At 76.2% G+C, this 24609-nt stretch carries 20 protein-coding genes; 13 read left to right on the top strand and 7 right to left on the bottom strand.

Going from position 1 to position 24609, the window contains the following annotated elements; all coding sequences use genetic code 11:
• The first annotated feature begins 42 nt into the window (after positions 1-42).
• The 3 genes from R2737_02430 to R2737_02420 all read left to right on the top strand — a co-directional run bounded on the left by R2737_02430 (position 43) and on the right by R2737_02420 (position 7296).
• Positions 43-372, top strand: coding sequence for an MGMT family protein (locus R2737_02430; GenBank protein MEZ5115101.1), 330 nt, complete (start codon positions 43-45; stop codon positions 370-372).
• Positions 373-544: 172 nt separating this feature from the next.
• On the top strand, positions 545-3844 hold the full coding sequence (locus tag R2737_02425; GenBank protein ID MEZ5115100.1) for an ATP-dependent DNA helicase: 3300 nt from the start codon (positions 545-547) through the stop codon (positions 3842-3844).
• Entirely contained in the window at positions 3841-7296 is a 3456-nt protein-coding gene (locus tag R2737_02420; protein ID MEZ5115099.1) for a UvrD-helicase domain-containing protein, read from the top strand. The genes R2737_02425 and R2737_02420 overlap by 4 nt, the downstream gene beginning before the upstream one ends.
• Here R2737_02420 and R2737_02415 read toward each other — a convergent pair.
• Positions 7290-8816 carry an acyltransferase family protein gene (locus R2737_02415; protein ID MEZ5115098.1) on the bottom strand — a complete coding sequence of 509 codons (1527 nt, stop codon included), beginning with the start codon at positions 8814-8816 and terminating at the stop codon, positions 7290-7292. The two genes, R2737_02420 and R2737_02415, sit on opposite strands and share 7 nt — an antisense overlap.
• Before the next feature lie 53 nt (positions 8817-8869).
• Between R2737_02415 and nudC the strand changes: the two genes are divergently transcribed.
• Positions 8870-9835, top strand: a complete 966-nt coding sequence (gene nudC, locus R2737_02410) for an NAD(+) diphosphatase (GenBank protein MEZ5115097.1) — start codon at positions 8870-8872, stop codon at positions 9833-9835.
• A gap of 116 nt (positions 9836-9951) precedes the next feature.
• Here nudC and R2737_02405 read toward each other — a convergent pair whose 3' ends face one another.
• On the bottom strand, positions 9952-10584 hold the full coding sequence (locus R2737_02405; GenBank protein ID MEZ5115096.1) for a TetR/AcrR family transcriptional regulator: 633 nt from the start codon (positions 10582-10584) through the stop codon (positions 9952-9954).
• A 3-nt stretch (positions 10585-10587) separates the two neighbouring features.
• On the opposite strand from R2737_02405, the gene R2737_02400 reads away from it, so the two are divergent.
• Positions 10588-11319: an alpha/beta fold hydrolase gene (locus R2737_02400; protein ID MEZ5115095.1), complete on the top strand. Its 732-nt coding sequence runs from the start codon at positions 10588-10590 to the stop codon at positions 11317-11319.
• A gap of 69 nt (positions 11320-11388) precedes the next feature.
• Here the strand turns inward: R2737_02400 and R2737_02395 are convergent, their stop codons facing one another.
• Positions 11389-11631 carry a mycoredoxin gene (locus R2737_02395; GenBank protein ID MEZ5115094.1) on the bottom strand — a complete coding sequence of 81 codons (243 nt, stop codon included), beginning with the start codon at positions 11629-11631 and terminating at the stop codon, positions 11389-11391.
• 241 nt (positions 11632-11872) lie between these two features.
• Between R2737_02395 and R2737_02390 the strand changes: the two genes are divergently transcribed.
• From R2737_02390 to R2737_02365, 6 genes are all read left to right on the top strand, one after another.
• Positions 11873-14101, top strand: a complete 2229-nt coding sequence (locus tag R2737_02390) for an ATP-dependent DNA helicase UvrD2 (GenBank protein MEZ5115093.1) — start codon at positions 11873-11875, stop codon at positions 14099-14101.
• A gap of 185 nt (positions 14102-14286) precedes the next feature.
• Positions 14287-14499, top strand: a complete 213-nt coding sequence (locus R2737_02385; GenBank protein MEZ5115092.1) for a hypothetical protein — start codon at positions 14287-14289, stop codon at positions 14497-14499.
• A gap of 146 nt (positions 14500-14645) precedes the next feature.
• Complete coding sequence (locus R2737_02380) at positions 14646-15053, top strand: WhiB family transcriptional regulator (GenBank protein MEZ5115091.1); 408 nt, start codon at positions 14646-14648, stop codon at positions 15051-15053.
• The gene (locus tag R2737_02375) at positions 15050-15352 is read left to right on the top strand and encodes a hypothetical protein (GenBank protein MEZ5115090.1); all 303 of its coding nucleotides are present in this window, start codon (positions 15050-15052) and stop codon (positions 15350-15352) included. The genes R2737_02380 and R2737_02375 overlap by 4 nt, the downstream gene beginning before the upstream one ends.
• 38 nt (positions 15353-15390) lie before the next feature.
• Positions 15391-16986, top strand: coding sequence for an alkaline phosphatase family protein (locus R2737_02370; protein MEZ5115089.1), 1596 nt, complete (start codon positions 15391-15393; stop codon positions 16984-16986).
• The gene (locus R2737_02365) at positions 16983-17159 is read left to right on the top strand and encodes a hypothetical protein (protein MEZ5115088.1); all 177 of its coding nucleotides are present in this window, start codon (positions 16983-16985) and stop codon (positions 17157-17159) included. The genes R2737_02370 and R2737_02365 overlap by 4 nt, the downstream gene beginning before the upstream one ends.
• 140 nt (positions 17160-17299) lie before the next feature.
• Here the strand turns inward: R2737_02365 and R2737_02360 are convergent, their stop codons facing one another.
• From R2737_02360 to R2737_02345, 4 genes are all read right to left on the bottom strand, one after another.
• A complete protein-coding gene (locus R2737_02360; GenBank protein ID MEZ5115087.1) occupies positions 17300-18613 on the bottom strand; it encodes an AarF/ABC1/UbiB kinase family protein in 1314 nt (437 codons plus the stop codon).
• Between the two features lie 58 nt (positions 18614-18671).
• Positions 18672-19781, bottom strand: a complete 1110-nt coding sequence (locus R2737_02355; protein ID MEZ5115086.1) for a TOMM precursor leader peptide-binding protein — start codon at positions 19779-19781, stop codon at positions 18672-18674.
• An 85-nt stretch (positions 19782-19866) separates the two neighbouring features.
• On the bottom strand, positions 19867-21168 hold the full coding sequence (locus R2737_02350) for an ArgE/DapE family deacylase (GenBank protein MEZ5115085.1): 1302 nt from the start codon (positions 21166-21168) through the stop codon (positions 19867-19869).
• A gap of 99 nt (positions 21169-21267) precedes the next feature.
• Positions 21268-21423: a DUF5679 domain-containing protein gene (locus tag R2737_02345; protein ID MEZ5115084.1), complete on the bottom strand. Its 156-nt coding sequence runs from the start codon at positions 21421-21423 to the stop codon at positions 21268-21270.
• A 260-nt stretch (positions 21424-21683) separates the two neighbouring features.
• On the opposite strand from R2737_02345, the gene R2737_02340 reads away from it, so the two are divergent.
• Positions 21684-22553, top strand: coding sequence for an enoyl-CoA hydratase-related protein (locus tag R2737_02340; protein MEZ5115083.1), 870 nt, complete (start codon positions 21684-21686; stop codon positions 22551-22553).
• 451 nt (positions 22554-23004) lie between these two features.
• A complete protein-coding gene (locus tag R2737_02335) occupies positions 23005-24609 on the top strand; it encodes a hypothetical protein (protein ID MEZ5115082.1) in 1605 nt (534 codons plus the stop codon).

Here is a 24609-nt window from a genome sequence, read left to right as displayed (position 1 = left end):
CGTGCCGCCGGGTCAGGGGCAGCGGCGGTGGGAGGATGCGGCGTGCCGTCGCCGCCCCCGGGCCTGCCGACCGAGCTGGCCGAGCGGGTCCTGGACCTGGTGGCGACCATTCCCGCCGGCCGTGTGATGACGTACGGGGACGTCGCCGCGGCGGTCGGCAGCGGACCGCGGGCGGTCGGGACCGTCATGTCCCGCTACGGCGGCGGGGTGCCGTGGCACCGCGTCGTGCGGGCGGACGGGCGTCCGGCGGCCGGCCACGAGGTCGAGGCCGGGCGGCTGCTGCGCGGCGAGGGGATCGCCTTCCGGGGGGACCGGGTCGATCTGGCGTCGGCCCGGTGGTCCCCGCCGGGGCGGCGGGCCGGCCCCGACTGAGACCGCCACCCGCGAGTGGCACGGTGGTGCGACCGGGCTGTCGGACCGCCGTGGTGGGATCGGGTCAGCAACCACGCCACGAGCACGGGAGGGACGCCAGGTGCGCCGCACGGGGGACAGTGCCGCGGCCCACGCTCGCCCGCGGGCCGGGTCGCCGCCGTCGGGTGCCCCGGTGCTCGTCCTCGACCGCACCCCGCGCCCCCCGGCCGAGGCGCCCGACCTCGACGCAGCCCAGCGCCGTGTCGTCGCCCACCGCCACGGTCCGCTGCTCGTGCTCGCCGGCCCCGGCACCGGCAAGACCACGACCCTGGTCGAGTCCATCGTCGCCCGACTGTCCGGCCCGCAGCCGCTGCGTCCGGAGCAGGTGCTCGGGCTGACGTTCGGGCGCCGCGCGGCCGCCGAGCTGCGGGACCGCGTCCTGGCGCGCGTCGGTGGCGGCGCGGTGCCGACCATCGCCACCTTCCACTCGTACTGCTACGGCCTGGTCCGGCAGTGGAGCGACCCGGAGGCGTTCGCCTCGCCGCTGCGGCTGCTGTCCGGGGCGGAGCAGGAGCAGCGGCTGCGCGAGCTGCTGGTCGGCTCCGTGGAGTCCGGCCGGGTCGCCTGGCCGGCCGAGCTCGGCGCGGCGCTGGGCACCCGCGGGCTCGCGGCCGAGGTGCGCGCGGTGCTGGCCCGCGGGCGCGGGCTGGGGTTCGACCCCGACGAGCTGGCCCGCTTCGGCCGCGAGCAGGGCAACCCGGCGTGGGCCGCGGTGGGGGAGTTCGCCGGGGAGTACCTCGACGTCCTCGACGCCGAGGGGGTCACCGACTACACCGAGCTGGTCCACCGCGCGCTGCTGCTGGCGTCCACGCCGCACGTCCGGGACGAGCTGCGCCGGACCTACCGGGCGATCTACGTCGACGAGTACCAGGACACCGACCCCGCGCAGGTGGCCCTGCTGCGTGCCCTGGCCGGACCCGACGCCGCGCTGGTCGTGGTCGGTGACCCCGACCAGGCCATCTACGCCTTCCGCGGAGCGGACGTCGGCGGGCTGCTGCGGTTCCGCTCCCAGTTCGCGGTCGGTGGTGAGCCGGCCCCGGTCGAGGTGCTGGACCGGACCCGTCGCTTCGGGCCGGTGCTGCGAGCGGCGGCGTCCCGCGTGCTCGGCGACCGCGTCCCCGCCGGCCTGGACCTCGCGACCGTACGCCGGCACCGGGCGCCGGCCAGCGACGCGCACGGCACCGGCCCCGGGTCGGTGCAGGTGCTGCTCACCGACGACGCGGGTAGCGAGGCGGCCTGGATCGCGGACCTGCTGCGCCGCGCCCACCTGGGGGAGGCCGGTGATGCTGCCGTCCCGTGGTCCCAGATGGCGGTGCTGGTCCGCTCGGGCGTGCGTCAGATCCCCGGGCTGCGCCGAGCCCTTACCTCCGCGGGCATCCCGGTCGAGGTGGCCGGCGACGAGATCCCGCTGCACGAGGAGCCGGCGGTGGCGCCCCTGCTGGCCGCCCTCTCGGTGGCGGCGGACCGCTCGCGGCTGACGGTCGACGTGGCCGAGGAGCTCCTGCTGTCTCCGCTCGGCGGTCTCGACCCCACCGACCTGCGCCGGCTGGGCCGGCTGCTGCGGCGGGCCGAGCGCGAGGTGCTCGCGGTCACCGGGCCGCTCGGCGCCGGGCCGCGACCGTCGGCCGTGCTGGTCCGGGAGGCGCTGGACGACCCCCGCGACCTCGCCACGCTGGACGCCGGTCCCGACCGGGAGTCGGTCGCGTCGGTGCGGCGGCTGGCCGACCTGCTCCACCGCGCCCGGGCCGTACTGGAGGACGGCGGTTCCCCGCACGACGCGCTGTGGGTGCTGTGGTCCGGGACCGGCTGGGGGCAGCGGCTGGAGGAGGCCGCCCTGCGCGGAGGGCCGGCGGGCCGGCGGGCCGACCGGGACCTCGACGCGGTGTGCGCGCTGATGGACGCCGTCGAGCGTGCTCAGGAGCGGGCCGGGGTGAAGGGAGCCACCGCGCTGCTCGCCGAGCTGGCCAGCCAGCAGATCCCGGCCGGTCCGCTCGCCGAGGCCGTCGTCCGCGGCGAGGCCGTACGCCTGCTCACCGCGCACCGCGCCAAGGGGCTGGAGTGGCGCCTGGTCGTCGTCGCCGGGGTGCAGGAGGACGGGTGGCCCGACCTGCGCCGCCGCGGGTCGTTCCTGCAGGCCGACCGGATCGGACGGGACGGTCTGGTCCCCCCGCCCCGGCGGGCCGAGCTGCTGGGGGAGGAGCGGCGGCTGTTCTACGTCGCCTGCACCCGGGCCCGCGAGCGGCTGGTGGTGACCGCGGTGCAGGAGCCCGGTGACGACGGCGAGCAGCCGTCGCGGTTCGTCGCCGACCTGCTCGGTCACGACCTGCCGATGGTCGAGGGTGCCGGGACGCTGCCCGCGGCCGACGGGGTCGTCGTGCGGCGGGTGACCGGACGGCCGGCCCGCCCGCTGACCCTGGCCGGGCTGGTGGCCGAGCTGCGTGCGACGGCGACGGACCCGGACCGTCCCGCGGCGCTGCGGGAGGCGGCCGTGCAGCGGCTGGCCCGCCTCGCCGCGCCGGGACCCGACGGGCGCCCCCGTGTCATGGCGGCCGACCCGGCGTCGTGGTGGGGGCTGGCGGAGATGACCCCCGGTGCGGTGCCGGTGCGGCCGCCGGACCAGCCCGTCAAGCTGTCCGGCTCCGCCCTGGAGCGGGTGCAGCGCTGCCCGCTGCAGTGGTTCCTGTCCCGGGAGGTGCGGGCCGAGTCGTCGCGGTCCACGGCGCTCGGCTTCGGCTCCGTCCTGCACGTGCTGGCCGACCGGATCGCCCGCGGCGAGGTGGCGGCCGACCTCGACGCCCTGGACGAGCTGCTGGACCCGCTGTGGCCGCGGCTGTCGTTCGAGGCCCGCTGGCACGCCGAGGCCGAGCGGGTCGAGGCACGAGCGGCGCTCGCCCGGCTGCTCGCCTGGTCCGCCGCCGACGACCGCACCCTGGTCGGTACCGAGGTGGACTTCGACGTGGCGCTGTCCGTGCCGCGTCCCGAGGCGGACGCGGACGACGACGTCGAGGTGCGGATCCGGGGGTCGATGGACCGGGTCAGCCGCGACGGTTCCGGCCGGGTGCACGTCGACGACCTCAAGACCGGTCGTCGGGCGCCGACCGCCGGGGAGGTCCGCGACCACGTCCAGCTCGGCGTCTACCAGGTCGCCGTCCGGCACGGCGCGCTGGGCGCCGGGCCGGAGCCGACGTCGGGTGCGTCGCTGGTCCAGCTGCGCCTCGACGCGGGCGCCGGGTCCAGCACCCCGAAGGTGCAGAGCCAGCCGGCCCTGGACGACGCGGCCGAGGGCGCCGACTGGGTGGAGGAGGCCCTGGGCCGCGCCGCGGTCCTGGTCCTGGCCGAGGACTTCGCCGCGCTTCCCGGTCCGCAGTGCGACCGCTGCGAGTTCCGGCGGGTCTGCCCCACCGGGCCGCAGGGGACGGCGGTGACTCCGTGACCGCCCCCGTCTCCGCACCTGGCCCGCGCTCCCCGGGGTCGGCGCCCGGGTCGAACGGACCCGACGTCCGCCCGGAGGACCTGCGCGACCTGGTCGGCATCCCGCTCACCGACGAGCAGGTGGCGGCCGCCACCGCGCCGCTCGCGCCCGGTGTCGTCGTCGCCGGCGCCGGGTCGGGCAAGACCACCGTGATGGCCGCCCGGGTGGTGTGGCTGGTGGCCTCGGGCCAGCTGCGGCCCGACCAGGTGCTCGGCCTGACGTTCACCAACAAGGCCGCGGCCGCGCTGCTGGCCGGGGTCCGCAGCTCGCTGCGGCGGGCCGGGGTGGAGCTCGGCGACGGGCTGGACCCGGACGAGCCGGGCGAGCCGGTGGTGTCGACCTACCACGCCTTCGCCTCCCGGCTGCTCGCCGAGCACGGCCTGCGGATCGGGGTGGAGCCCGGGGCCCGGCTGCTCGCGGACGCGGCCCGCTACCAGGTCGCCTACCGGGCGGTCTGCCGTACCCGCCATCCCGTCGCCGCCCTGGACACCGGGCCCGCGTTCGTGGTGGCCGACGTCCTCGCCCTGGACGACGCCCTCGCGGAGCACGCGGTCGAGCCGGCCGACCTGCGGGCCCACGACGAGCGGCTGCTGGCCGAGGTGGCGGCGCTCCCCGCGCCGCAGAAGGCCGCGCTCGAGCTGGCCCGCACCTCGCGGCGGCGGATCGACCTGTCCGTGCTGGTCGAGGAGTTCCGCGCGCTGAAGGCCGACGGCGACCTGGTCGACTTCGCCGACCAGGTCCGGTTGTCCCGGCAACTGGCGGAGACCCGACCGGAGGTCGGGGCGATGCTGCGCGAGGACTTCCGGGTGGTGCTGCTCGACGAGTACCAGGACACCTCGACCGCCCAGCGCCGGCTGCTGCAGGCGCTGTTCGGTGCCGGGCACCCCGTCACGGCGGTCGGCGACCCCTGCCAGGCGATCTACGGCTGGCGCGGCGCCAGCGTGTTCAACATCGACGCCTTCCCCGACCACTTCCCGATCGTGGAGCCGGAGGGTGACGTGCGCCCGGCGCCGCGCTACCCGCTGTCGCAGAACCGGCGCTCCGGACCCCGGATCCTCGATCTGGCCAACGACGTGTCCGCGCCGCTGCGCGAGGTGCATCCCGGCGTCCGCCCGCTGACCCCGGGCGCCACCGGTAAGGGCGGCGGCGCGCTGCGCTGCGCGCTGCTCGACACCTTCACCGACGAGGTCGCGTGGGTCGCGGACCGGGTCGCCGAGGCCGGTCGGGCCCGCGGGTCCTGGCGCGACGTCGCCGTGCTGTGCCGTGCGTCGGTCGACTTCCCGGCGCTGCAGGAGGCGCTGGAGCAGCGCGGCGTCCCCGTCGAGGTGTCCGGGGTCGCGGGACTGCTCGAGCGCCCCGAGGTCGTGGACCTGCGCAGCGTGCTCGAGGTGCTGCATGACCCCACGGCCAACGCCGCACTCCTGCGGCTGCTCACCGGGCCGCGGTGGGCGATCGGCGCGCGCGACCTGGCCGTGCTGGGCCAGCGTGCGGCGGACCTCGCCGGCGGACGGCGACGGCGCGACCCGGACGAGCCGCGGCCCAGCCTCGGGGAGGCGCTGGAGGACGCGGTCGCCGGAGTGGACCCCGCGGAGATCGTGTCCCTGTCGGACGCGCTGGAGGACCTCGGGTCACCCGCGACGTGGCACTACTCCCCGCAGGCGCGGGAGCGGCTGACCGCGCTGGCGGCCGAGTTGCGGTCGCTGCGGGCCGTCGTCGGCGAACCGCTCGCGGACCTGGTCCACCGGGTGCTCGCCGTGACGGGGCTCGACGTCGAGATCGCTGCGTCGCCGGCCGCGGTCGCCCGGCGGCGCCGGACCACGCTCGCGGCCTTCGTGGACCTGGCCTCGGCGTTCCGCGGGGTCGAGGGGGAGGCCACGCTCGGAGCGTTCCTGGCCTGGCTGCGCGACGCCGAGCGCTACGACGCGATGCCGGAGGTCGCGGTCGGCTCGCCGCGCGACGCGGTCGCGCTGATGACGGTGCACAAGGCCAAGGGCCTGGAGTTCCCGGTGGTGGTGCTGCCGTTCCTGTCCGAGACGGTGTTCCCGTCGGCCAAGTCCGCACCGCGCTGGCCGACCTCCCCGGTGACGGTGCCGCTGCGGATCCGCGACGAGGCCGTCCCGCCGGACCTGGCCGGCTACCCCGGGCCGGAGGGCCCGACGGCGAAGGCACTGACGGCGTTCAAGCAGGCCAGTCGGGAGCAGGAGCTGCTGGACGAGACGCGGCTGGCGTACGTCGCCCTCACCCGCGCGGAGTCCCTCCTCGTCGCCAGCGGGTCGTGGTGGGGGCCGCACCAGTCGACCCGGCGGGGCCCCAGCGCCTACCTGAGCGCGGTCCGGGACGCCTGCGAGGCGGGGGCGGGGACCGTGGACCACTGGGCGGACCCGCCGCCGGACGGTGCCGTCAACCCGGCCCGCGAGGCCGCGACCCGCGAGGTCGCGTGGCCCGCCCCGGTCGACCTCGAGGCGCGCGCACGGCTGCGCGCGGTCGCCGACGCCGTCCGCGCCGCCGTGCCGGCCGTACCGGACGCGGACCCCACCGACCCCGGCGGCACCGACCCCGGCGGCACCGACCCCGGCGGCACCGACCCCGGCGGCACCGACCCCGGCGGCACCGACCTCGGCGGCACCGACCCCGGCGGCACCGACCCCGGCGGCACCGACCCGGACGGCAGCGCGCTCGGCCCCGGCGACCGGGACCTGGTCGCGGCCTGGGACCGCGATCTGAGGCTGCTGCTGGCGGAGCGCCACCGCGCCGAGGCCGCCGAACGCGTGGTGGCCCTGCCGGACTCGCTGTCCGCGACCCAGCTGATGGCGCTGCACGACGACCCCGACTCCTTCGCCCGCGCCCTGGTCCGGCCGATGCCGCGACCACCGTCGCCGTCGGCCCGCCGCGGCACCCGCTTCCACGCCTGGGTGGAGTCGCGGTTCGGGCAGCAGCCGCTGCTGGACCCGGACGACCTGCCCGGTGCCGCCGACTCCGGGATCGACTCCGACGCCGACCTCGACGCCATGCGGGAGGCATTCCTCGGCACCGACTACGCCGCTCGCACCCCCGTCGCGGTGGAGGCCCCGTTCGCGCTCGTCCTCGGCGGCCGGGTCGTCCGCGGCCGCATCGACGCCGTCTTCGGGGAGGAGGTGCTGTTCGACGACCTCGCCCGCTGGGAGGTCGTGGACTGGAAGACCGGCCGCGACGGCAAGGCCGATCCGCTGCAGCTGGCCCTCTACCGGCTGGCCTGGGCCGAGCTGCAGGGCGTCGACCCCGAACGCGTGGACGCGGCGTTCCTGTACGTGCGGACCGGTCGCGTCGTCCGTCCCGGTTCCCTGCCGGGCCGGGCGGAACTGGAGGCGATCCTGTCCGGAGCCGGCCCCGGCTCCGGGGGCCGAGGGCGCGGGTCTGGCGCGGCGGGTCAGTAGTTCCGGGTGCCCGGACGCGGACCCGGGTCGTCCTCGCCGGACCGGGCCAGCGGCCCACGGGGCGGTCCCGACGCCGAAGGCTCGTCCCCGCCGGGACGAACCCGCGGGATCGGTGCCGTGGCGTCCGCGGGCCCGGCGTCCGAACCGGGGCCTTCCGGCCGGGCGCCGTCCGCCCGGGCGCCGCCCGACCGGGCGCCGTCGGTCTGGGCGCCGTCGGTCTGGGCGCCGCCCGTCTCCGCTCCGTCCGACGGCACCGCCACCGGCTCGGCCCACTGCCGGGGCGACGCGTCGCCGGCGTCCTCGGCCGCCTCGACCTCGGCCTCGCCGGCCTCCTCGGTGGGCTTGCGCCGCACGCCCACCAGTCCGCGCATCCACTCGCGGGCCGGCTCCTCCACCAGTCGCCACATCAGCCAGGCGATCACCAGGGAGCCGGCGATGAGCAGCAGTACGGACGCGGCGTACAGCAGGCCGCCGTCGATCCCGACCGCGTTCATCCCGGCCCGCCACAGCCCGAACCAGACCAGGTGCGTCATGTAGAGCGAGTACGAGATGAAGCCGCCCAGAACCAGGGAGCGGGTGGCGAGCCCGCGGGCCAGCCCGCGCCGCGACAGCGCGAGCACGCCGATCCAGATGACGAGCAGCGGCACCAGCATCAGGTGGTGGTACGGCGGCAGCGCCTCGGCGTCGGGCGAGGGGTTGGCCAGCGGCGGCTGCCACGCGGGCACTCGCGCCATCACGATGGCCCCGATGACGACGAGCGCGGGCATGAGCACCGACAGCGTCGTCGACAGCCGCTCCACCCGGGGCCGTGGGTCCGTCGCCCCGTCGGGGACGAACCGCATCACGATCAGGTAGGTGATCGCACCGGCGGTGAACTCGGTGAGGATCCGGATCGTCGAGCCCCAGTTGTCCGTGTAGTACGGGTCCGACGTCGAGGTCGCGTACGCCAGCAGCGGTGCCATCGCGACCGCCCACGCCAGCACCAGCCAGCCGGTGGCCAGCCGGTGGTGGAAGCGCCACAGCAGCAGGACGAGCAGCGGGAACAGCAGGTAGGCCAGCCACTCCATCGACAGCGACCAGGCCACGAAGTTCCAGCCGCGCTGCGGGTTGGGGCCCCACTCCTGCACCAGGAACAGGTTCTTGACGTAGTCCCAGGGGTTGAGCCAGTCGCGGTCCAGCTCGGACCCGGTCACCTTCGCCTGGGCCACCACCGCGAGCCCGGCCACGTTCAGCATGACGAAGTGCACCGGGTAGATGCGGGCCAGCCGCAGCCACCAGAAGTTCACCGCGCCGGCGCCGGTCAGCTTCGGGCCGAGCTTCGTCAGGTAGGTGTGGGTGAGGATGAACCCGGACAGCGCGAAGAACAGGTCGACGCCCAGGCGGCCCACCCGCAGCACGTCCTCCAGGCCCGGGATGACCAGGACGCCGATGCGGTCCAGCGGGACCTGCAGGTGGTACAGCAGCACCCACGCGGCCGCGACGAAGCGGACGCCGGTGAGCTGGCGGATGAACTGGTTCATGGGCGGGGTCATCCTCGCACGGCGGTACCGCGGCCAGGCCTAGGCTGCGCCGCGTGGGAGGGCCACCCGACGACGTCGACCTGTCGCTGCTCACCGACCTCGCGCTGGCCCGGGGCAGCCTCGACCGCGCGGCCGACCTGCGCGCCGACGAGGCGGCACTGGACGCCGCCTGGGCGGACCCCGCGACGCGGGTCCTGCTGGTCGATGACGGCAACGCCCCGGTGGTGGACGACGGCTCGGGCGTCCGGCTGGTCCTGGTCGACCCCGGCCGGGTACCGCGTCGGGCCAGCGTGGAGCACACCTTCCTGGGTCGCGACCACGACGGCGTGCACTACTTCGTGGCCCGGCCGGAGGGGGCGATGCTGGCACCGCCCGGGGCGGCCTGGGCGTCCCTGCGGGACGTGGGCGCCGACCTCGACGAGCGCGACGTCGGGCTGCTGACCGCCGCGGTCGCGCTGGACAACTGGCACGACCGGCACCGGCGCTGCCCGATCTGCGGCACCGAGACGGTCCTGGCGCAGGCCGGCTGGGTGCGCCGCTGTCCCGAAGACGGCTCGGAGCACTACCCGCGCACCGACCCGGCGGTGATCGTGCTGGTGCGCGACCCGGACGACCGGGCCCTGCTCGGTCGCCAGGCGCGCTGGCCGGAGGGCTGGTTCTCCACCCTGGCCGGGTTCGTGGAGCCGGGGGAGTCCGCCGAGCAGGCGGTGCGCCGGGAGGTGGCGGAGGAGGCCGGGGTCGTCGTCGGCGCGGTCGCGTATCTCGGCAGCCAGCCGTGGCCGTTCCCCTCCTCGCTCATGCTCGGCTACCACGCGTGGGCGGTGGACCCGTCGGTACAGGTGGACGGCGAGGAGATCGTCGAGGCGCGCTGGTTCACCCGCGCCGGGCTGGTCGAGGCGTGCGAGTCGGGGGAGGTACGGCTGCCGCCCGCGGTGTCGATCGCCCGCCGCCTGGTGGAGCGCTGGTACGGCGGCCCGCTGCCGGGGGCCTGGTCCCGGCCCCTCGGCCGCAAGCGCTGACACCTCGCCTGCTCCGCTCCCTCCTGCCCCGGGGTCACCCACCCCGACCCCCTTCGACGGAATGAGTCCGGGCGTCGCTTATCGGCCCTAATCCGGGCCGATAGCGACGCCCGGACTCATTCGGTCGCGGTGAAGGAGGGACCCGGGTCGGTGGTGGCGGCGTCGGCCAGCACGGCGCCGAGGAGCCGGTCCAGCATCGCGCCTGCGTCCGTCCCCAGCAGGCCCGACAGTTCCAGCGACACCACGCCGTGGGTGACCGCCCAGAACCGGCGGGCCAGCCGGACACTGGCGCGGTCGTCGGACGGGAGTCCCCGCCGGGCCAGCCAGGCCCGAGCCGCCTCGACCACCGGGGCGAACGCCGCGACGGCCACCGCGCGGGCCTCGTCGTCGGGGGCGAACTCCGGGACCGGTCGGCCGAACATCAGCTCGAACAGCGCGGGGTCCGCGTGCGCAGCCTCCCGGTAGGCCCGGCCCACCGCCCGTACGTGCGCGTCGGTGCCCGGCTCGCCCGGCGCGCCGGCCGCGCGCGCGTGCAGGCGGGCGAACCCCTCCGCGTGCAGCGCGCGGACCAGGTCGGCCTTGTCGGCGAAGCGGCTGTAGACGATCTGCCGCGAGACGCCCAGCGCCTCGGCGATCCGCCGCACGGTGACCGCCGAGGGTCCCTCCCGTGCGAGCAGGTCCTCCGCGACGGCGAGGACCTGGTCCCGGGAGGTGGCTTGCGGTCGTGGCATGACGGTGTCATAGTACATTTCATGACGGTGTCATTCCTGTCGTCCGCGGTGCACCACGCCGCACCACCGCCGGCCCGAGAGCCGGTTGCCCCGTCGTCCGCCGCGGGGCTCGCGGACGAGTGGCGCACCCTGCTGCTGCCGCCACGCCTGCTCGCCGCGCTGCCCCGGCTGGTCCGGCAGCCGCGTGGCGACGGCGCGGCGGTGGTGGACGTACCGGGGTGGAAGGCGCCGGAGGCCTCCATGGCCCCGCTGCGCGGCTACCTGCGCGCGCTCGGGCACGACGCCCGGGGATGGGGCCTGGGCACCAACACCGGCGACCCCGAGCGAGACGCGCCCGTGCTGGCCGCCCAGGTGGAGCGCGTGGCGGACGAGACCGGACGTCCGGTCGCCCTGGTCGGTTGGAGCCTGGGCGGGGTCGTCGCCCGCGAGGCCGCCCGCCAGGTCCCGCACGCCGTCCGCCGGGTCATCACCTACGGCACGCCGGTCGTCGGCGGCCCCTCCTACACCCTGGGTGCGTCCGCATACGGCCCGGCGGAGTGCGCCCGGATCGACGCCCTGCTGCGCGAGCTGGACCGCACCGACCCGATCACCGTCCCCATCACGGCGATCTTCACCCGGCGCGACCGGGTCGTGGACTGGCCGGCCTGCCTGGACCGCACCTCGGCCGACGTCGAGCACGTCGAGGTCCGCTCCACCCACCTCGGGATGGGGCTGGACCCCGCGGTCTGGACGGTGGTGGCCGGCCGGCTGTGAGACCCTCGCCGAGGGGCGGCGCGGTGTCCCGCAAGGCGGGGTGGCCCGGGAGGCCCGGGAGGGCGTGGGCTAGGCGGAGGCCTGCAGCCGGTCGCGGACCTGGGCCAGGGACGGGTTCGTCGCCACGCTGCCGTCGGGGAACACGACCGTGGGGACCGTCTGGTTCCCGCCGTTCACGCTCTCCACGAACGAGGCCGCCTCCGGGTGGAGCTCGATGTCCACCTCGGTGAAGGCGATGCCGTCGCGCTCCAGCTGCCGCTTCAGGCGCAGGCAGTACCCGCACCAGACGGTCGTGTACATGGTCAGCGACACCAGGTCCTCCTCGCGGGGTGCGGGGCCGGTGCCCGCCGGAACGAGCTTCCGACGGTAGCGCCACCCGGGCACCTGCGCGCGCCGACGACCCCGCCCCGCGGGACACCCCGGGGGTGACCTTGCGCACGCGCGTCGCCGTGAGGGGCGCGCCACCGTCCACACCGCCTCCGCCTCCGATGCCGCCGTCCACCACGTCACGACCCGACGGCCTGCGGTCGGACCGGCGTGCGAGCATCGCCGGGTGCCCGTACCCGACCGCGCCGGACCCGAGGACGCCGAGTCCGTCCTCGACGGTCTCGACCCGGAGCAGCGCGCGGTCGCCACCGCGGTGCACGGCCCGGTCGTCGTCCTCGCCGGTGCCGGGACGGGCAAGACCCGGGCGGTGACGCACCGGATCGCCTACGCCGCCCGCACCGGCGCCCATGACCCGCGCCGCACCCTGGCGGTCACGTTCACCGCCCGCGCGGCAGGGGAGATGCGCGATCGGCTGCGCCAGCTCGGCGTGGCCGGGGTCCAGGCCCGCACGTTCCACGCGGCCGCGCTGCGGCAGCTGCGCTACTTCTGGCCGCGCGCCGTCGGCGGCACCGTCCCGGACCTGATGCCCAGCAAGGCCCGCGTGGTCGCCGAGGCCGCCTCGCGCTGCCGGCTGCCCACCGACCCCGCCACGGTGCGCGACCTCGCGGCGGAGGTGGAGTGGGCCAAGGTGACCATGACCGCCCCCGACGACTACGTCGCGCGCGCGGCGCAGGCCGGCCGCGAGCCGCCCGGCGACGTGGCCGCCGCCGAGGTCGCCCGCGTCTACGCCGCGTACGAGGACGCCAAGTCCGCGCGCGACCTGCACGACTTCGAGGACGTCCTGCTGCTCATGGTCGGGCTGCTGGAGTCCCGACCCGACATCGCCGACGAGGTACGCGCCGCCTACCGCTGGTTCACCGTGGACGAGTACCAGGACGTATCGCCGCTCCAGCAGCGGCTGCTGGAGCTGTGGCTCGGCGAGCGCGACGACCTGTGCGTGGTCGGGGACGCCTCGCAGACGATCTACACGTTCACGGGCGCCACGCCGCGCTACCTGCTCGACTTCTCCCGCGCGCACCCGGCCGCCACCGAGGTTCGCCTGGTCCGCAGCTACCGGTCCACCCCGCAGGTGGTGTCCTGGGCCAACCGGCTGCTGGCCACGGCCCGGGGCGACGCGGCGCGGCTGCGGCTGGAGCTGGTCGCCCAGCGTCCGACCGGACCGGAGCCCACCGTCACCGACCACGACGACGAGCCGGCCGAGGCCGCCGACGTCGCCCGCCGGATCCGCGCGCTCGTCGACGCCGGGGTGCCACCGCGGGAGATCGCGGTGCTCTACCGGGTCAACGCCCAGTCGGAGGCGTACGAGGAGGCGCTGGCCGAGCTCGGCATCCCCGTCGTGCTGCGCGGCGGGGAGCGGTTCTTCGAGCGGCCCGAGGTGCGCGAGGCGGTGACCCGGATGCGTGGCGCCGCCCGCGCAGCCACGACCGACGCCGTGACCGACGCCGGGGCCGACGGCGGCTCCGGTGGAGCGGACCCCGCCGACGCCAGCGCTGCGGGGGCTCTGCCCGACCAGGTCCGCGCGGTGCTCTCCGCGATGGGGTGGACCCCGACCGCGCCGAGGGGCTCCGGCGCCACCCGGGAGCGGTGGGAGTCCCTGTCGGCGCTGGTCACTCTCGCCGAGGACCTGGCGGCCGCCGGGACCGTGCGCGGGCTCGCGGACCTGGTCGCCGAGCTGGAGCGCCGGGCCGAGCTGCAGCACGCGCCGGTGGCCGACGGGGTGACGTTGGCGTCCCTGCACGCGGCCAAGGGGCTGGAGTGGGATGCGGTGTTCCTGGTCGGCCTGGTCGACGGGACGCTGCCGATCGTGCACGCCGACACCCCCGAGCGGGTGGAGGAGGAGCGCCGCCTGCTCTACGTCGGGATGACTCGCGCCCGCGAGCACCTGGCCCTGTCCTGGGCGCGGTCGCGACAGCCCGGCGGGCGGGGCACGCGCTCGCGCAGCCGGTTCCTCGACGACCTGCTCGGTCCGGCGGCGAGGACGACCACGGGCGGGTCGCGCGGAGGCGTCCGGCGCGGCGCTCGGGGCGCGCGCGGCGAGCGGCAGCGGCGCGGCCCGGCCCGGTGCCGGGTCTGCGGCAAGGCGCTGGTGACCGCGCCGGAGCGGACGCTGGGCCGCTGCCACGGCTGCCCCTCGACGCTGGACGAGGCGCTGCTGGAGCGGATGCGGGACTGGCGGCGGGCCGAGGCGCGTCGCCGCGGCGTGCCGGCCTACGTCGTCTTCACCGACGCGACGCTCACCGCGGTCGCCGAGCAGTCGCCGTCGGACGAGACCGCGCTCGGGGGCATCAGCGGCCTCGGCCCCGCCAAGCTGGCCCGCTACGGCGCCTGCCTGCTCGCCCTGGTGCGCGACGAGGACCCGCCGGAGCCGGTCGACCCCGACGAAGGCGTCGCCTGAGGGTGCCCGGATCCCGGCGCCGGGCGTCGTGGACGGCCTCCGTGGGTGCGCTCCGACACCCGGATCTGCGGTGTTGCGGGACTCACGCGAAAAGAACGTTGCGCCACCCGGGGGTGACGGCGTACGGTCGCGCACGTCCGAGGGACCAAGGTCCTGACCGCACCCACTCCGCCCCGGAGGCCACGATGGAGAGCACGCAGCGCGTGACGGCGTACGCCGTCGGCTGCGGTGTCGCCGTGGCCGATCGGGCGCGTCACCTGGGCATCACGGCGTCCCTCGCCCCGAAGCAGGGCAGCGGTATGCCCTTCGCCGACCGCACCGGCAATCCCTCCCGCACCACGTCGACGCTCACCGTCACCCGCACCCTCCCGGGTCCGTTCCCGGAGCCACCGGTCTAGCCCCACCTGACCGGCGCCCTCCAGGCCGCGGACCCCACCCGGGATCCGCGGCCTTCGTGTTGTCCGCCACCCCTGGACAGCACCGGGTCGCACCCCAGTCCCCCGATTCCGATCCGACCGATCCGAGCTGACAGGAGGTGACCGCGATGAGCGTCCTCGACCTGGCCCACCCCGGGTACGGACCCGGCCCCGCGGCCGTCGACACCCCGTGCCGGTCCCACGACCCCGAACTCTGGTTCTCCGACCGCGTCCCCGACGTGGAGCGGGCCCAGGCGCTGTGCCGCGGCTGCCCGCTGCGGCTGGCCTGCCTGGCCGGTGCGCTGGAGCGGCGCGAGCCGTGGGGCGTGTGGGGCGGCGAGGTCTTCGAGTCCGGCGCGGTGGTGCCCCGCAAGCGGCCCCGCGGCCGTCCCCGCAAGGACGCCGCGGCCGTGGAGGAGGCAGCGCTGCGTGAGCTCGAGGCCCGGCTGTCCGACCTGGAGCAGGCGCTGGCCGAGCTCGACGTGACCCTCGACCTGGCCCGCGCGCTGACCCCGGACCCCGAGGTCGCCGCGTGAGCACCGACATCCCCCGCGGGGGACCGACGACGTCCGCCGTCCCGACCGACCCGGCGCACGTCACCGACACCGAGACCACCCTGACTCCCAGGAGCCGATCCGCCATGTTGATGCACCACGAACTGGCCCGCGCGCAGCATGCGACGCGGGTCGAGGAGGCCCGGCGCCAGCGCCGTGCCACCGTCCTGCTGGCCGTCCGTCGCGCCGCCCGCCGCCAGGCGGCGGCCCAGCGACGGGCCCGACTGGCGACCGAGGCCGCCGCCTATGCCGCGGTCCGCGTCGCCGTCGACGCCCGGTAGTCCCGGGTGTCGAACCCCGGACCCGGCATGCTGGGTCCATGACCACGGCCGTCGTCCCGCCTGACCCGATCGCCCGGGCGCGGACGGCGGCCGTGGCGGCATTGACGGGTAGCGACCTGGCCCACGTCGTCGACCTGGTCGCGTGGGCCACGTACGACGAGCCCGCGGACGGTCCCGCGTACGCCGACGGCAGCTCACCCCGCCGCGTCACCGCCGTACACGTGGCAGACCGCGGCGGCGAGGTGCGGCTGACCGCGGAGCACCCGGACGGGACCGTCGTGGCCGGACGAAACCCATTGGCGCGCAACGACATACGCCAGTGGGCGGGGCTGGGTGAGGCTCGCCAGCACCCGACTCCGGACCACGACGAGAACGCGTACCCACTGGCGTGGCAGCGGCTGTCGTCGCTGTTCCGCGACCCGCGCGCACCCGACGTGGTCATCGGCCACACGCCGGCGCACTACTTCCCCGAGCTGGGCGGCCACCGAGGCGAGCACGGTTCGCTGGACGTGCTGCAGTCCCGGGCGCCGTTCCTTCTCAGCGGACCCGGCGTGCGCGAGGACGGGCACCTCCCCGGGCACGCCCGGCTCGTCGACGTGGCCCCGACGCTGGCCTGGGTCGCCGGCGTGGGCCGCGGCGCGCTCGCCGACCTCGACGGGACGGTGCGCGACGACCTGGTCGAGCGCGGTGCCCGGCACGTGCTCGGCCTGCTGTGGGACGGTGCGCCGTCCGGTGCGCTGCTGGAGCTGGCGCACGACGGGGCGCTGCCGAACGTCGCCCGGCTGCTCGCCCGCGGCTGCGCCCTCGACGGCGGCGCGGTCGCGGAGTTCCCCTCGCTCACCCTGGTCAACCACACCAGCGCGCTCACCGGCGTCGGCCCGGGCCGGCACGGCGTGGTGGGCAACTCCTACCGCGACCGCGTCCTGGGCGGGGCCCGGTCCGTCCCCAACGACCCGGCGACGTGGCACCGGTCGGAGCAGTTCTACCGGGACCCGGTGCGCACGGTGTTCGAGCTCGTCGCGGAGGGCGTCCCCGGATCGCGCACGGCGAGCGTCAACGAGATGACCGAGCGTGGCGCGAGCGTGTCCACGATGGCCCTGGTCCGGGCCGGGATCGCGTCCTCCAGCGCCCGCCCGGGGGAGCCCGGGTCGCACGAGTCGCGCGGGTTCCGCGAGACGATCGAGGCGATGCTGCCCGACCCGATGGCCGACGCCACGGTGTCCGCGGCCTTCGCCGCCGAGCACGCGGACTACCGCTTCTATTCGGCGATCGACCTGCTGGGCCTGGCGCAGGTCACGGGTCTGATGGCATCGCCGGACGACGCGCCGCTGCTCACCTGGTGGTCGTCGTACGTCACCGACGCCGCGCATCACGCCGGGGGCCCGTACTCCGCGGTCGCCGAGGCCGGGCTGCGCGATGCGGATGCGCGGCTGGGGCTGCTGCTGGACCACCTGCAGCGGGTCGGCCTGCTGGACGACACGCTGGTGCTGCTGACCGCGGACCACGGGTTCGAGTCGGCTCGCGAGGACTGCCGGGGCGACTGGCGCCCGGCGCTGGCCGCCGCGCTGGACCCGCTGGGCCTGCCGTGGGTCGACGAGGGTCCCGGCTTCCTCTACCTGGGGGTGGCGCCGTGAGCGTGCTGACCTGCTCCTGGTGCGGGACGACGGTGAACGAGGACGCCGACCCGCTGGCGGCGATGACGTGGACGGTGTCGGTGGAGGGCGACGCGGTCCGCCGCTACTGCCCCGCCTGTGCCCGCGACAATCTCCGCTCGATCGAGGCCAAGCTGGACTCCCCCGACTGGTGACCCCTCGTGTCGGGCACACGATCCGCATAGCGGATCGTGTGCCCGGGTCGTGCGGCGTGTCGCGGCTCCAACGGGCGACACGGACCGGGTCATGTGGCACGTGGGTCGGGTCGGGTCGCCAGCGGATCTCGCCAGGAGGGTCAGGAGGTGCTGAACTCCGGCACCCAGCGCTCCAGTTCGGCACGCATCGGCACGATCGCGTCGAGCTGGCACAGGACGCCGATGCTGCCCATCCACACGCGGTGGATCAGCGCGTACGACGGCGGCAGGTTGAGCTTGAACCCGACGGTGTAGTCGGGGTTGCGCGGGTCATTGATGCGCGCGAACAGCCCGCGCATCCAGTCGCGGGTGTAGTGGAACTCCTTGTGCCGGGCGGGCTCCACGAACGGTTCGAGGTAGTCCAGCAGCTGCTGCGGGTCGATGTGGATGTGCGGCTTGACGAAGCCCTCCTCCCGCAGCCCCTCGAGCACGTGGTCGGCGCCACCCTCCAGGGCGATGCTGAGCAGGCGCCCCATCGCCGTGGGCAGCCCCTCGGGCAGGTGCGCCACGGCGCCGAAGTCGAGCACGCCCAGTCGTCCGTCCGGGGTGATCCGGTAGTTGCCCGGGTGCGGGTCGGCGTGCAGCAGGCCCGCTCGCCCGGGCCCCGACAGCAGGAACCGCTCGTACAGCAGGCCGGCGCGGTTGCGCTCCTCGCGCGTCCCCGCGGCGATGACGGCGGACAGCGGCGTACCGTCCAGCCACTCGGTGACCAGCACGTGCGGGGCGGCCGAGAGCACGTGCGGGATGGCGAACTCCTCGTCACCCTCGTACGCGGCCGCGAACGTGCGCTGGGACTCGGCCTCCTGCAGGTAGTCCAGCTCCTCCGCGATGCGGGCCTTGAGCTCCTCCAGCAGCGGCTTGAGGTCCATGCCGGGCACCCAGGAGGCGAACAGGCGGCCCATCCGCGACATCTGGTTGAGGTCGGCCATCAACGCCTCGTCGGCGCCGGGGTACTGCACCTTGACGGCGACCTCGCGCCCGTCGTGCCACACCGCGCGGTGGACCTGGCCGATCGACGCGGCCGCCGCGGGCACGTCGTCGAACTCGGCGAACCGCTGCCGCCAGTTGTGGCCGAGCTCGGCGCGCAAGATCTTGTGCACGCTGGACGCGGGCAGCGGGGGCGCGGCGTCCTGCAGCCGGGTCAGGGTGGCGCGGTACGGCCCGGCCATCTCCTCCGGCAGGGCGGCCTCGAACACGCTCATCGCCTGGCCGACCTTCATCGCCCCGCCCTTGAGCTCGCCGAGGACGCGGAACATCTGCTCGGCGGTGCGCTGCTGGATCTCGGCGGTGACGATCTCGGCCGGCTTGCCCCCGACCCGCTTGCCGAAGCCGATCGCGGTGCGGCCTGCGAACGCCGCAGGCAGCGCGGCCATCTTCACGCCGCGCGTGATCGCCTTGCGGGGCAGCTCGGGCACCGGGTCATTGTCACCCCGCCCGGGCGGATCCGCGCCCCGGTATCGCCGGAGGCCGCGGTCAGGTCCACCGGCAGCCGCACAGCGGGTGCGGTGGGTGGGCGATTCGGCGCACCAGCGGACCCGGGATGCGCACCTCCCATGCGTACGCCGTTCCGTCGCCGTGCGCGGGTCGGGCCGTCGGGCGGGAGTCCGGGTCCTCGACCGCCGCGTCGATCCAGGCCAGCGCGCGCAGGCTGGCCAGTGCGGCGGCCGCGGTGGCGAGGCCGACGTCCACAGGGACGACGCCCGGTCGCAGGTGCGCGAGCTGAACCGCCATGCGCGGCCACGCCGGGTCGGCGTCCGCCCTGCGCAGGTCCGCGCAGCGCAGGCAGCCGGTGCGACCGGGCAGCACCAGCGGGCCGACGACGGCGCGCCCGCCGTACGCCGCGACCGGCAGGTGAGGGAGGTCCTGGGCGAGCGCGGAGGTGGCGTCGATCGCGTCCGGGTGGCAGGCGGGGGCCAGCACGACGAGGTCCGGGCCGGCGACCGCGGCGGTGATGGCGGGCGCCACTGCGCGGACCAGGTCGCGCACCTGCGCGGCGGCGTCCCGGCGGACCGCCGCCGGGCGGAGCCCTGCCGGGGTCAGGTCCGCGGGGCCCGCCGGCCGTCCCACCGGCTCGTCGACGATGTCCACCGTGCCGACGCCCGCGGCGGCGAGGAGGGGGGCGAGGGCGGACCCGACCCGGCCGGTGCCCAGCACCTGCACCCGGGCGCGCGATCGCGCCGCCAGGACCCGGTCGCCGGCGGTGACGTCGCCATATGCCTGCACGAGCGCGGAGCGGTCCACGCCCAGGCGCAGCCGGTCGTCGGGCGTGAGCAGGGCGGCATACCCGGGTCTCTCGGCGGCGTCGTCGAGTGCGCAGGCGCCGGTCAGGGAGCGCAGCAGCGAGAGGGCGCGGGCGGTTGGCAGCCCGTACTCGGCGGAGGCGTCGGCCACGGCCTGGTCCAGGCGGCGCAGCCCGTCGAGCCCCACCAGCCAGCGCGCCTCCGCACGGGTCACCGGGGACAGCACGGCCACCGGTGCGGGGGCGACGCCGACCTGGAGCTCGTCGTCGGCGCGCCACAGCAGGGGGACGTCGGGCCGCCGGCGCGGGCGGCGCGGTAGCCCGGCAGTGGGATCGGTCGGCACGGGCCGCATGCTGCGACGGCCCGCCTGGGGATCGCACGGTGCCGTCCCCAGGCCGGTCGTGCTAGAGCCCGGCGGGGACGGGTGGTCAGGCGCAGGAGTCCAGGGCGAGCAGTGCCAGCGCCCGGGTCGCCACCAGCACGTCGTCCACCGCGACATACTCGTCGGCGGCATGCGCGACCGCCGTGTCCCCGGGCCCGTACTGCACCGTCGGGATCCCCCCGAGCCCGGTGAGCAGCCTCAGGTCCGAGCCGTACGGGGCGCCGTACACCTGCGCCTCGGACGCGCCCCCGGAGGCCTCCGCGTGCGCGGACCGCACCGCGTCGATCAGCGGGTGCCCCGCAGCGGTCCTACCGGAGGCGAACTGCCCGCCCCACCACTCCACCTCGACCGGGTGCTCGGCCAGCCACGGGTCGGCCGCGCACGCCCGCGCCACGGCCTCCTCCAGCGCCGCCCGCGCCTGCGCCACGGACTCCCCGAGCGCGACACCCAGCCGGCCCTCCGCGACCAGCAGGTCCGGCACCGTCGACGCCCAGTCGCCCGCGTGCACGGTGCCCACGGACAGCGGATACGCCACCGGCCAGCGAGACATCACCGGGTCGACCTCGGCGTTGCGACGCGCCTCCAGGTCCTGCAGCGCCGCCAGCACCGGAACGAACTTCTCCACCGCGCTGACCCCCTCGGCCCGCCGCGCCGCGTGGATGGCCGAGCCCGGCACCCGCAGCCGGAAGGTGAGGGCTCCGCCGTTGGCCGGGATCACGTCCAGCGACGTCGGTTCGGGCAGCACGCACAGGTCGGCGCGTACGCCGCGCCGCAGCATGGCGTACGTCCCCAGCCCGCCGTCCTCCTCGCCGACGACCGAGGCCAGCAGCACATCCCCGCACAGCCGGATGCCCACCGTCCGCAGCGCGCGGACCGCGAACCAGGCGGCGACCAGACCGCACTTCATGTCGCACGCGCCGCGGGCGACCAGGCTGTCCCGGCCGTCCCGCACCTCCCGCCGCGGCGCGAAGGGGTCACCCGTCCAGGCCGCGCCGTCGCCCGGCGGCACCACGTCGCTGTGCCCGTCGAAGAGCAGGACCGGCCCGCCGCCGGTCCCCGGGGAGCGGGCCACCAGCCCCCAGGCCTCGGTGCGCTCGACCTCGGCGCCGGGGAACTCCGGCTCCGCGGTCGTGGCCGCCACGTCGATGGGCCAGTGGTCGACCTCGAGCCCCTCGGCCCGCCAGCGGTCGGCCAGCCAGGCCTGGGCCGCCACCTCGCCCGGCGTCCCGCCGACCGACGGGATGGCGAGCAGTTCGGTGCAGGCGGCCAGCAGGCCGTCGGCGGAGGCCTCGACCGCGGCCAGCAGGTCGGCCCGCACGGCGGGGTCGCGGGAGGCGGGAGCGGTCATGCCGCGCAGGCTAACCGCCTCCGGACGCACCAGGACCCGGGTCGTACGTCGCGGTCGGCGGCGTACGGACCCGGGTCCCGGGGTGGATCGTGGAGCGGCTCAGGCCTTGCCGAGGATCCGGGTGACCTTGGTGCCGCAGACGGGGCACACGCCCTTGGCGAAGCGGCGGCCGTTCGTCTCCTCGACGTGGCCGGTGAACTCGCGCTTCTCCTTGCACTTCACGCAGTACGCCTCGCCGGTGTAGCTCTCCGACATGGTGCCTCCTGTGGTTACACGGTCGGGGTCGGCGCCCGCCCGGGTCTGGTCCTCGCCGGCGCGGTCCGCCGGCGGCGCGCGCGGCCGGTGGGGGCCGGGCCCTGCGCAACGCCGGTCACCCTACGGCAGCCGTGGGCGGATTCCGGGGAGCGCCGCCGTGTCGCCGCCCGATTCGTACATTTTTATACCGATTCGTGGTGGTCGAGTTCGTGAGAGTCCCCACGGTCGCCGGCTCGCTCGGCCGCACTAGCCTGCCCCGCATGACGACCCCCGCCCCCGAGGTCTCGGCGCCCGCCGGCCCCGCCGCCAGCCCGCTTGTGGACCCCGCCGGGTACGACCCGGCCACCGACCACCTCACCGTCGAGCGGCCCTCGGACGGCGTGGTGCTGGTGACGCTCACCAACCCCGAGCGCCGCAACGCGATGTCCGGGCCGATGTCCGCCTCGTGGCGGCGGCTGACCGCCGCGCTGGCCGCCGACCGCACCGTGCGGTGCGTCGTCGTCACCGGCGCGGGCCGGGCGTTCTGCTCCGGCGGCGACATCGGCTGGATCGGGGCCGAGCCGCACGCCAGCGTCGAGGAGCTGCGGGCCCGGATGCTGCCGTTCTACGAGGGGTGGCTGTCCCTGCGCCGGGTCGAGGTGCCCACGATCGCCGCGGTCAACGGGCCCGCCGTGGGCGCCGGAGCGTGCGTGGCCCTGGCCTGCGACCTGCGGTACGCCGGGGAGTCGGCGTCGTTCTCGGTGCCGTTCACGTCCCTCGGCATGCACCCGGGGATGGCGACCACGTACCTGCTGCCCCAGGTGGTCGGGCCTGCCGTCGCGCGCGACCTGCTGCTCACCGGGCGCCGGGTCGGTGCCGAGGAGATGGTGCGGCTGGGGCTGGCGTCGGCGACGTACGGCGACGCCGAGCTGCTGGACCGCGTGCTGGAGACGGCCCGGGGGATCGCCGCAGCGGCTCCGGTGGCGACCCGGCTCACCACGGTCGCGCTGCGCGACGGCGGGCACGCCTCCTTCGGCCAGGCCCTGCAGTGGGAGGCGCTGGCCCAGTCGGTCACGCTGGCCACCGAGGACCTGCAGGAGGGCCTGGCGGCCGCCCGCGAGCGCCGCCCGCCCCGCTTCACCGGCCGCTGACTCCGGCGGGGCTCCCCGGGTGGCGCCCTGCGCCCGGGGGCGCCCGGGGCATGGCCCCGCGTACCCCACGGGTCGCGCGAACCCCCACCGCCCCGCCAACCCCCGCAGGTGGAACGTCCGGCCGCCGCCGCGGCGCGGCGGCATGGCCGGACGTTCCACCAGTCCCGCGTGACCGCGTTCGGCTGGCCGGTGCGGGCGTCCCCGCCGGCGTCCCCGGGACCCGGAGCACCCGGAGAGACTCGGCTCCCCGGAGAGACCCGGGTCCCCGGAGAGACCCGTGATCCCGGAGAGACCCGGGTCCCCGGAGAGACGCGGGTCCCCGGAGATACCCGTGACCCCGGAGAGACCCGGGTCGGCGGGACTAGGGATTCCTCGGAAGCCGGGGTGGGTCGCTGGTTCCTAGCGTCGCGACGGTCCGGACCACCACGGTCCGGCACCTCGAGGAGGAGCGATGCGACCGCTGTCCCGCCGCGCAGCCGTCGTCACCGCGGTGACCGCCGCCGTGGCGACCGTGCTGAGTCCGACCCTTGCCCCCGTCGCCGGCGCACAGCCGGCCCCCGTCGCCGGCGCACAGCCGGCCCCCGCCGCGGACGCCCCCATGTCCCGCGCCGTTGCGTCCGGCTGGACCGCCGTGTCCGGCCCGGTCGACAGCACCACGACCCCCGCGTTCCTCCGGGGCAGCGTGCCGTCGCAGGACCCGACCCCGGTGCTGCGGCTCTTCTGGCCGCAGCGCGACACCGACGGCACCTGGTCGATCCGGGGCCGCATCGTGATCACCGGTGGCGGCGCCGGCGCCAGCACCACCGTGCTGTCCGGGTGGCACGACCTCAATACCCGGGTCGCCGCGGTGAACTCCGCGTGCGGCCAGCCGGGTACCTGGCGCCAGCGACTGCTGTTTGCAGGGAACCGCACCACCGACACGACCGACCCGCTGTCCCAGGGGGTCGTCTACGGCGCCGACTCCGACGGGGGCGAGTCGTGGTCGGTCGACTCCACCGGCTCGTACAGCTACACCCGTCAGGCCGTCAGCACCTACGGACTGGGGGCCGCCGAGACGGACGCGTGCGACCGCGTGCTGGCCGCGTTCACCGGCAGCAGTTCGACCCACGCCAGCTTCCACGTCGGCCCGGAGGCGGGCATCCCGGCACCCACCGAGGACGGCGCGACCGCCGACACCGGGTCCGGGGTGAGAAACGTGACCGTCGGCGTCAGCTCGCCCGGCATCTCGGTCTGGGTGGTGTGGTCGTCGTTCGGGTCCAGCGCCGCCGAGGCGGGCGTCCACGCGCAGAAGGTGCTGCCGTCCCTCGGCCCGGTCCTCACCGCCCCGGGCTCGGCGCAGGCCGACGGAACCGTGTCGTTGGACGGCCAGCCGGTCGGCGTGGCCAGCGCGGCCGACGGCTCCCTGTGGGTCGCCTACCGCGACGCCCCAAACAGCAAGGCCGTCCGCCTCTGGCAGGCGGGCAGCTCGACCGCGCGCATCATCCCCGGCGCGTACGACGTCCAGCACGTGACGCTGACCTCCAGCGCCAGCGGCGTCCTGTGGGCGGCGATCGTCGACGCCGCAGGCACCCGCGCCAACCCCTCCATCCGGGCCCTGCGCATCCGCGGGGGCTGCACCACCCCCAGGGCGGTGCCCGTGCCCGCGATCAAGGGCAAGTACACCAACGTGTGGCAGATCGGCGCCGCGCCGCAGACCCGTGGCAGCGCCCGGGTTCCCGGGGCCGCCGGGGAGGCCCTGCACCTGTGGCTGAACGCGTCCATCGGCTCCGACGACCGGCTCTGGTACGCGTCGGTCCTGCCGTCGCTGAACGCCTCGGTCACGACGAAGCCGTCGCCGCTGCGGGCCGGCAAGAAGGGGCTGGTGACCGTCAAGGTCACCGAGACCTGTCTTCCGATGAACGGCGTCAAGGTCGGTTTCCTCGGCAAGCTGGTCACCACCAACAGCAGCGGGGTCGCCACGTTCTCGGTGCCGAAGTCCACCGCGAAGGGCGTCTACACGCTGGTGGCCTCCGCCTCCGGCTACGAGTCCGACGTCGTCCAGATCCGGGTGCGGTGA

The sequence above is a fragment of the Candidatus Nanopelagicales bacterium genome (assembly GCA_041393815.1).
Lineage (GTDB): Bacteria > Actinomycetota > Actinomycetes > S36-B12 > JAWKJK01 > JAWKJK01.
This window is presented reverse-complemented; position numbering and strand designations above follow the sequence as displayed.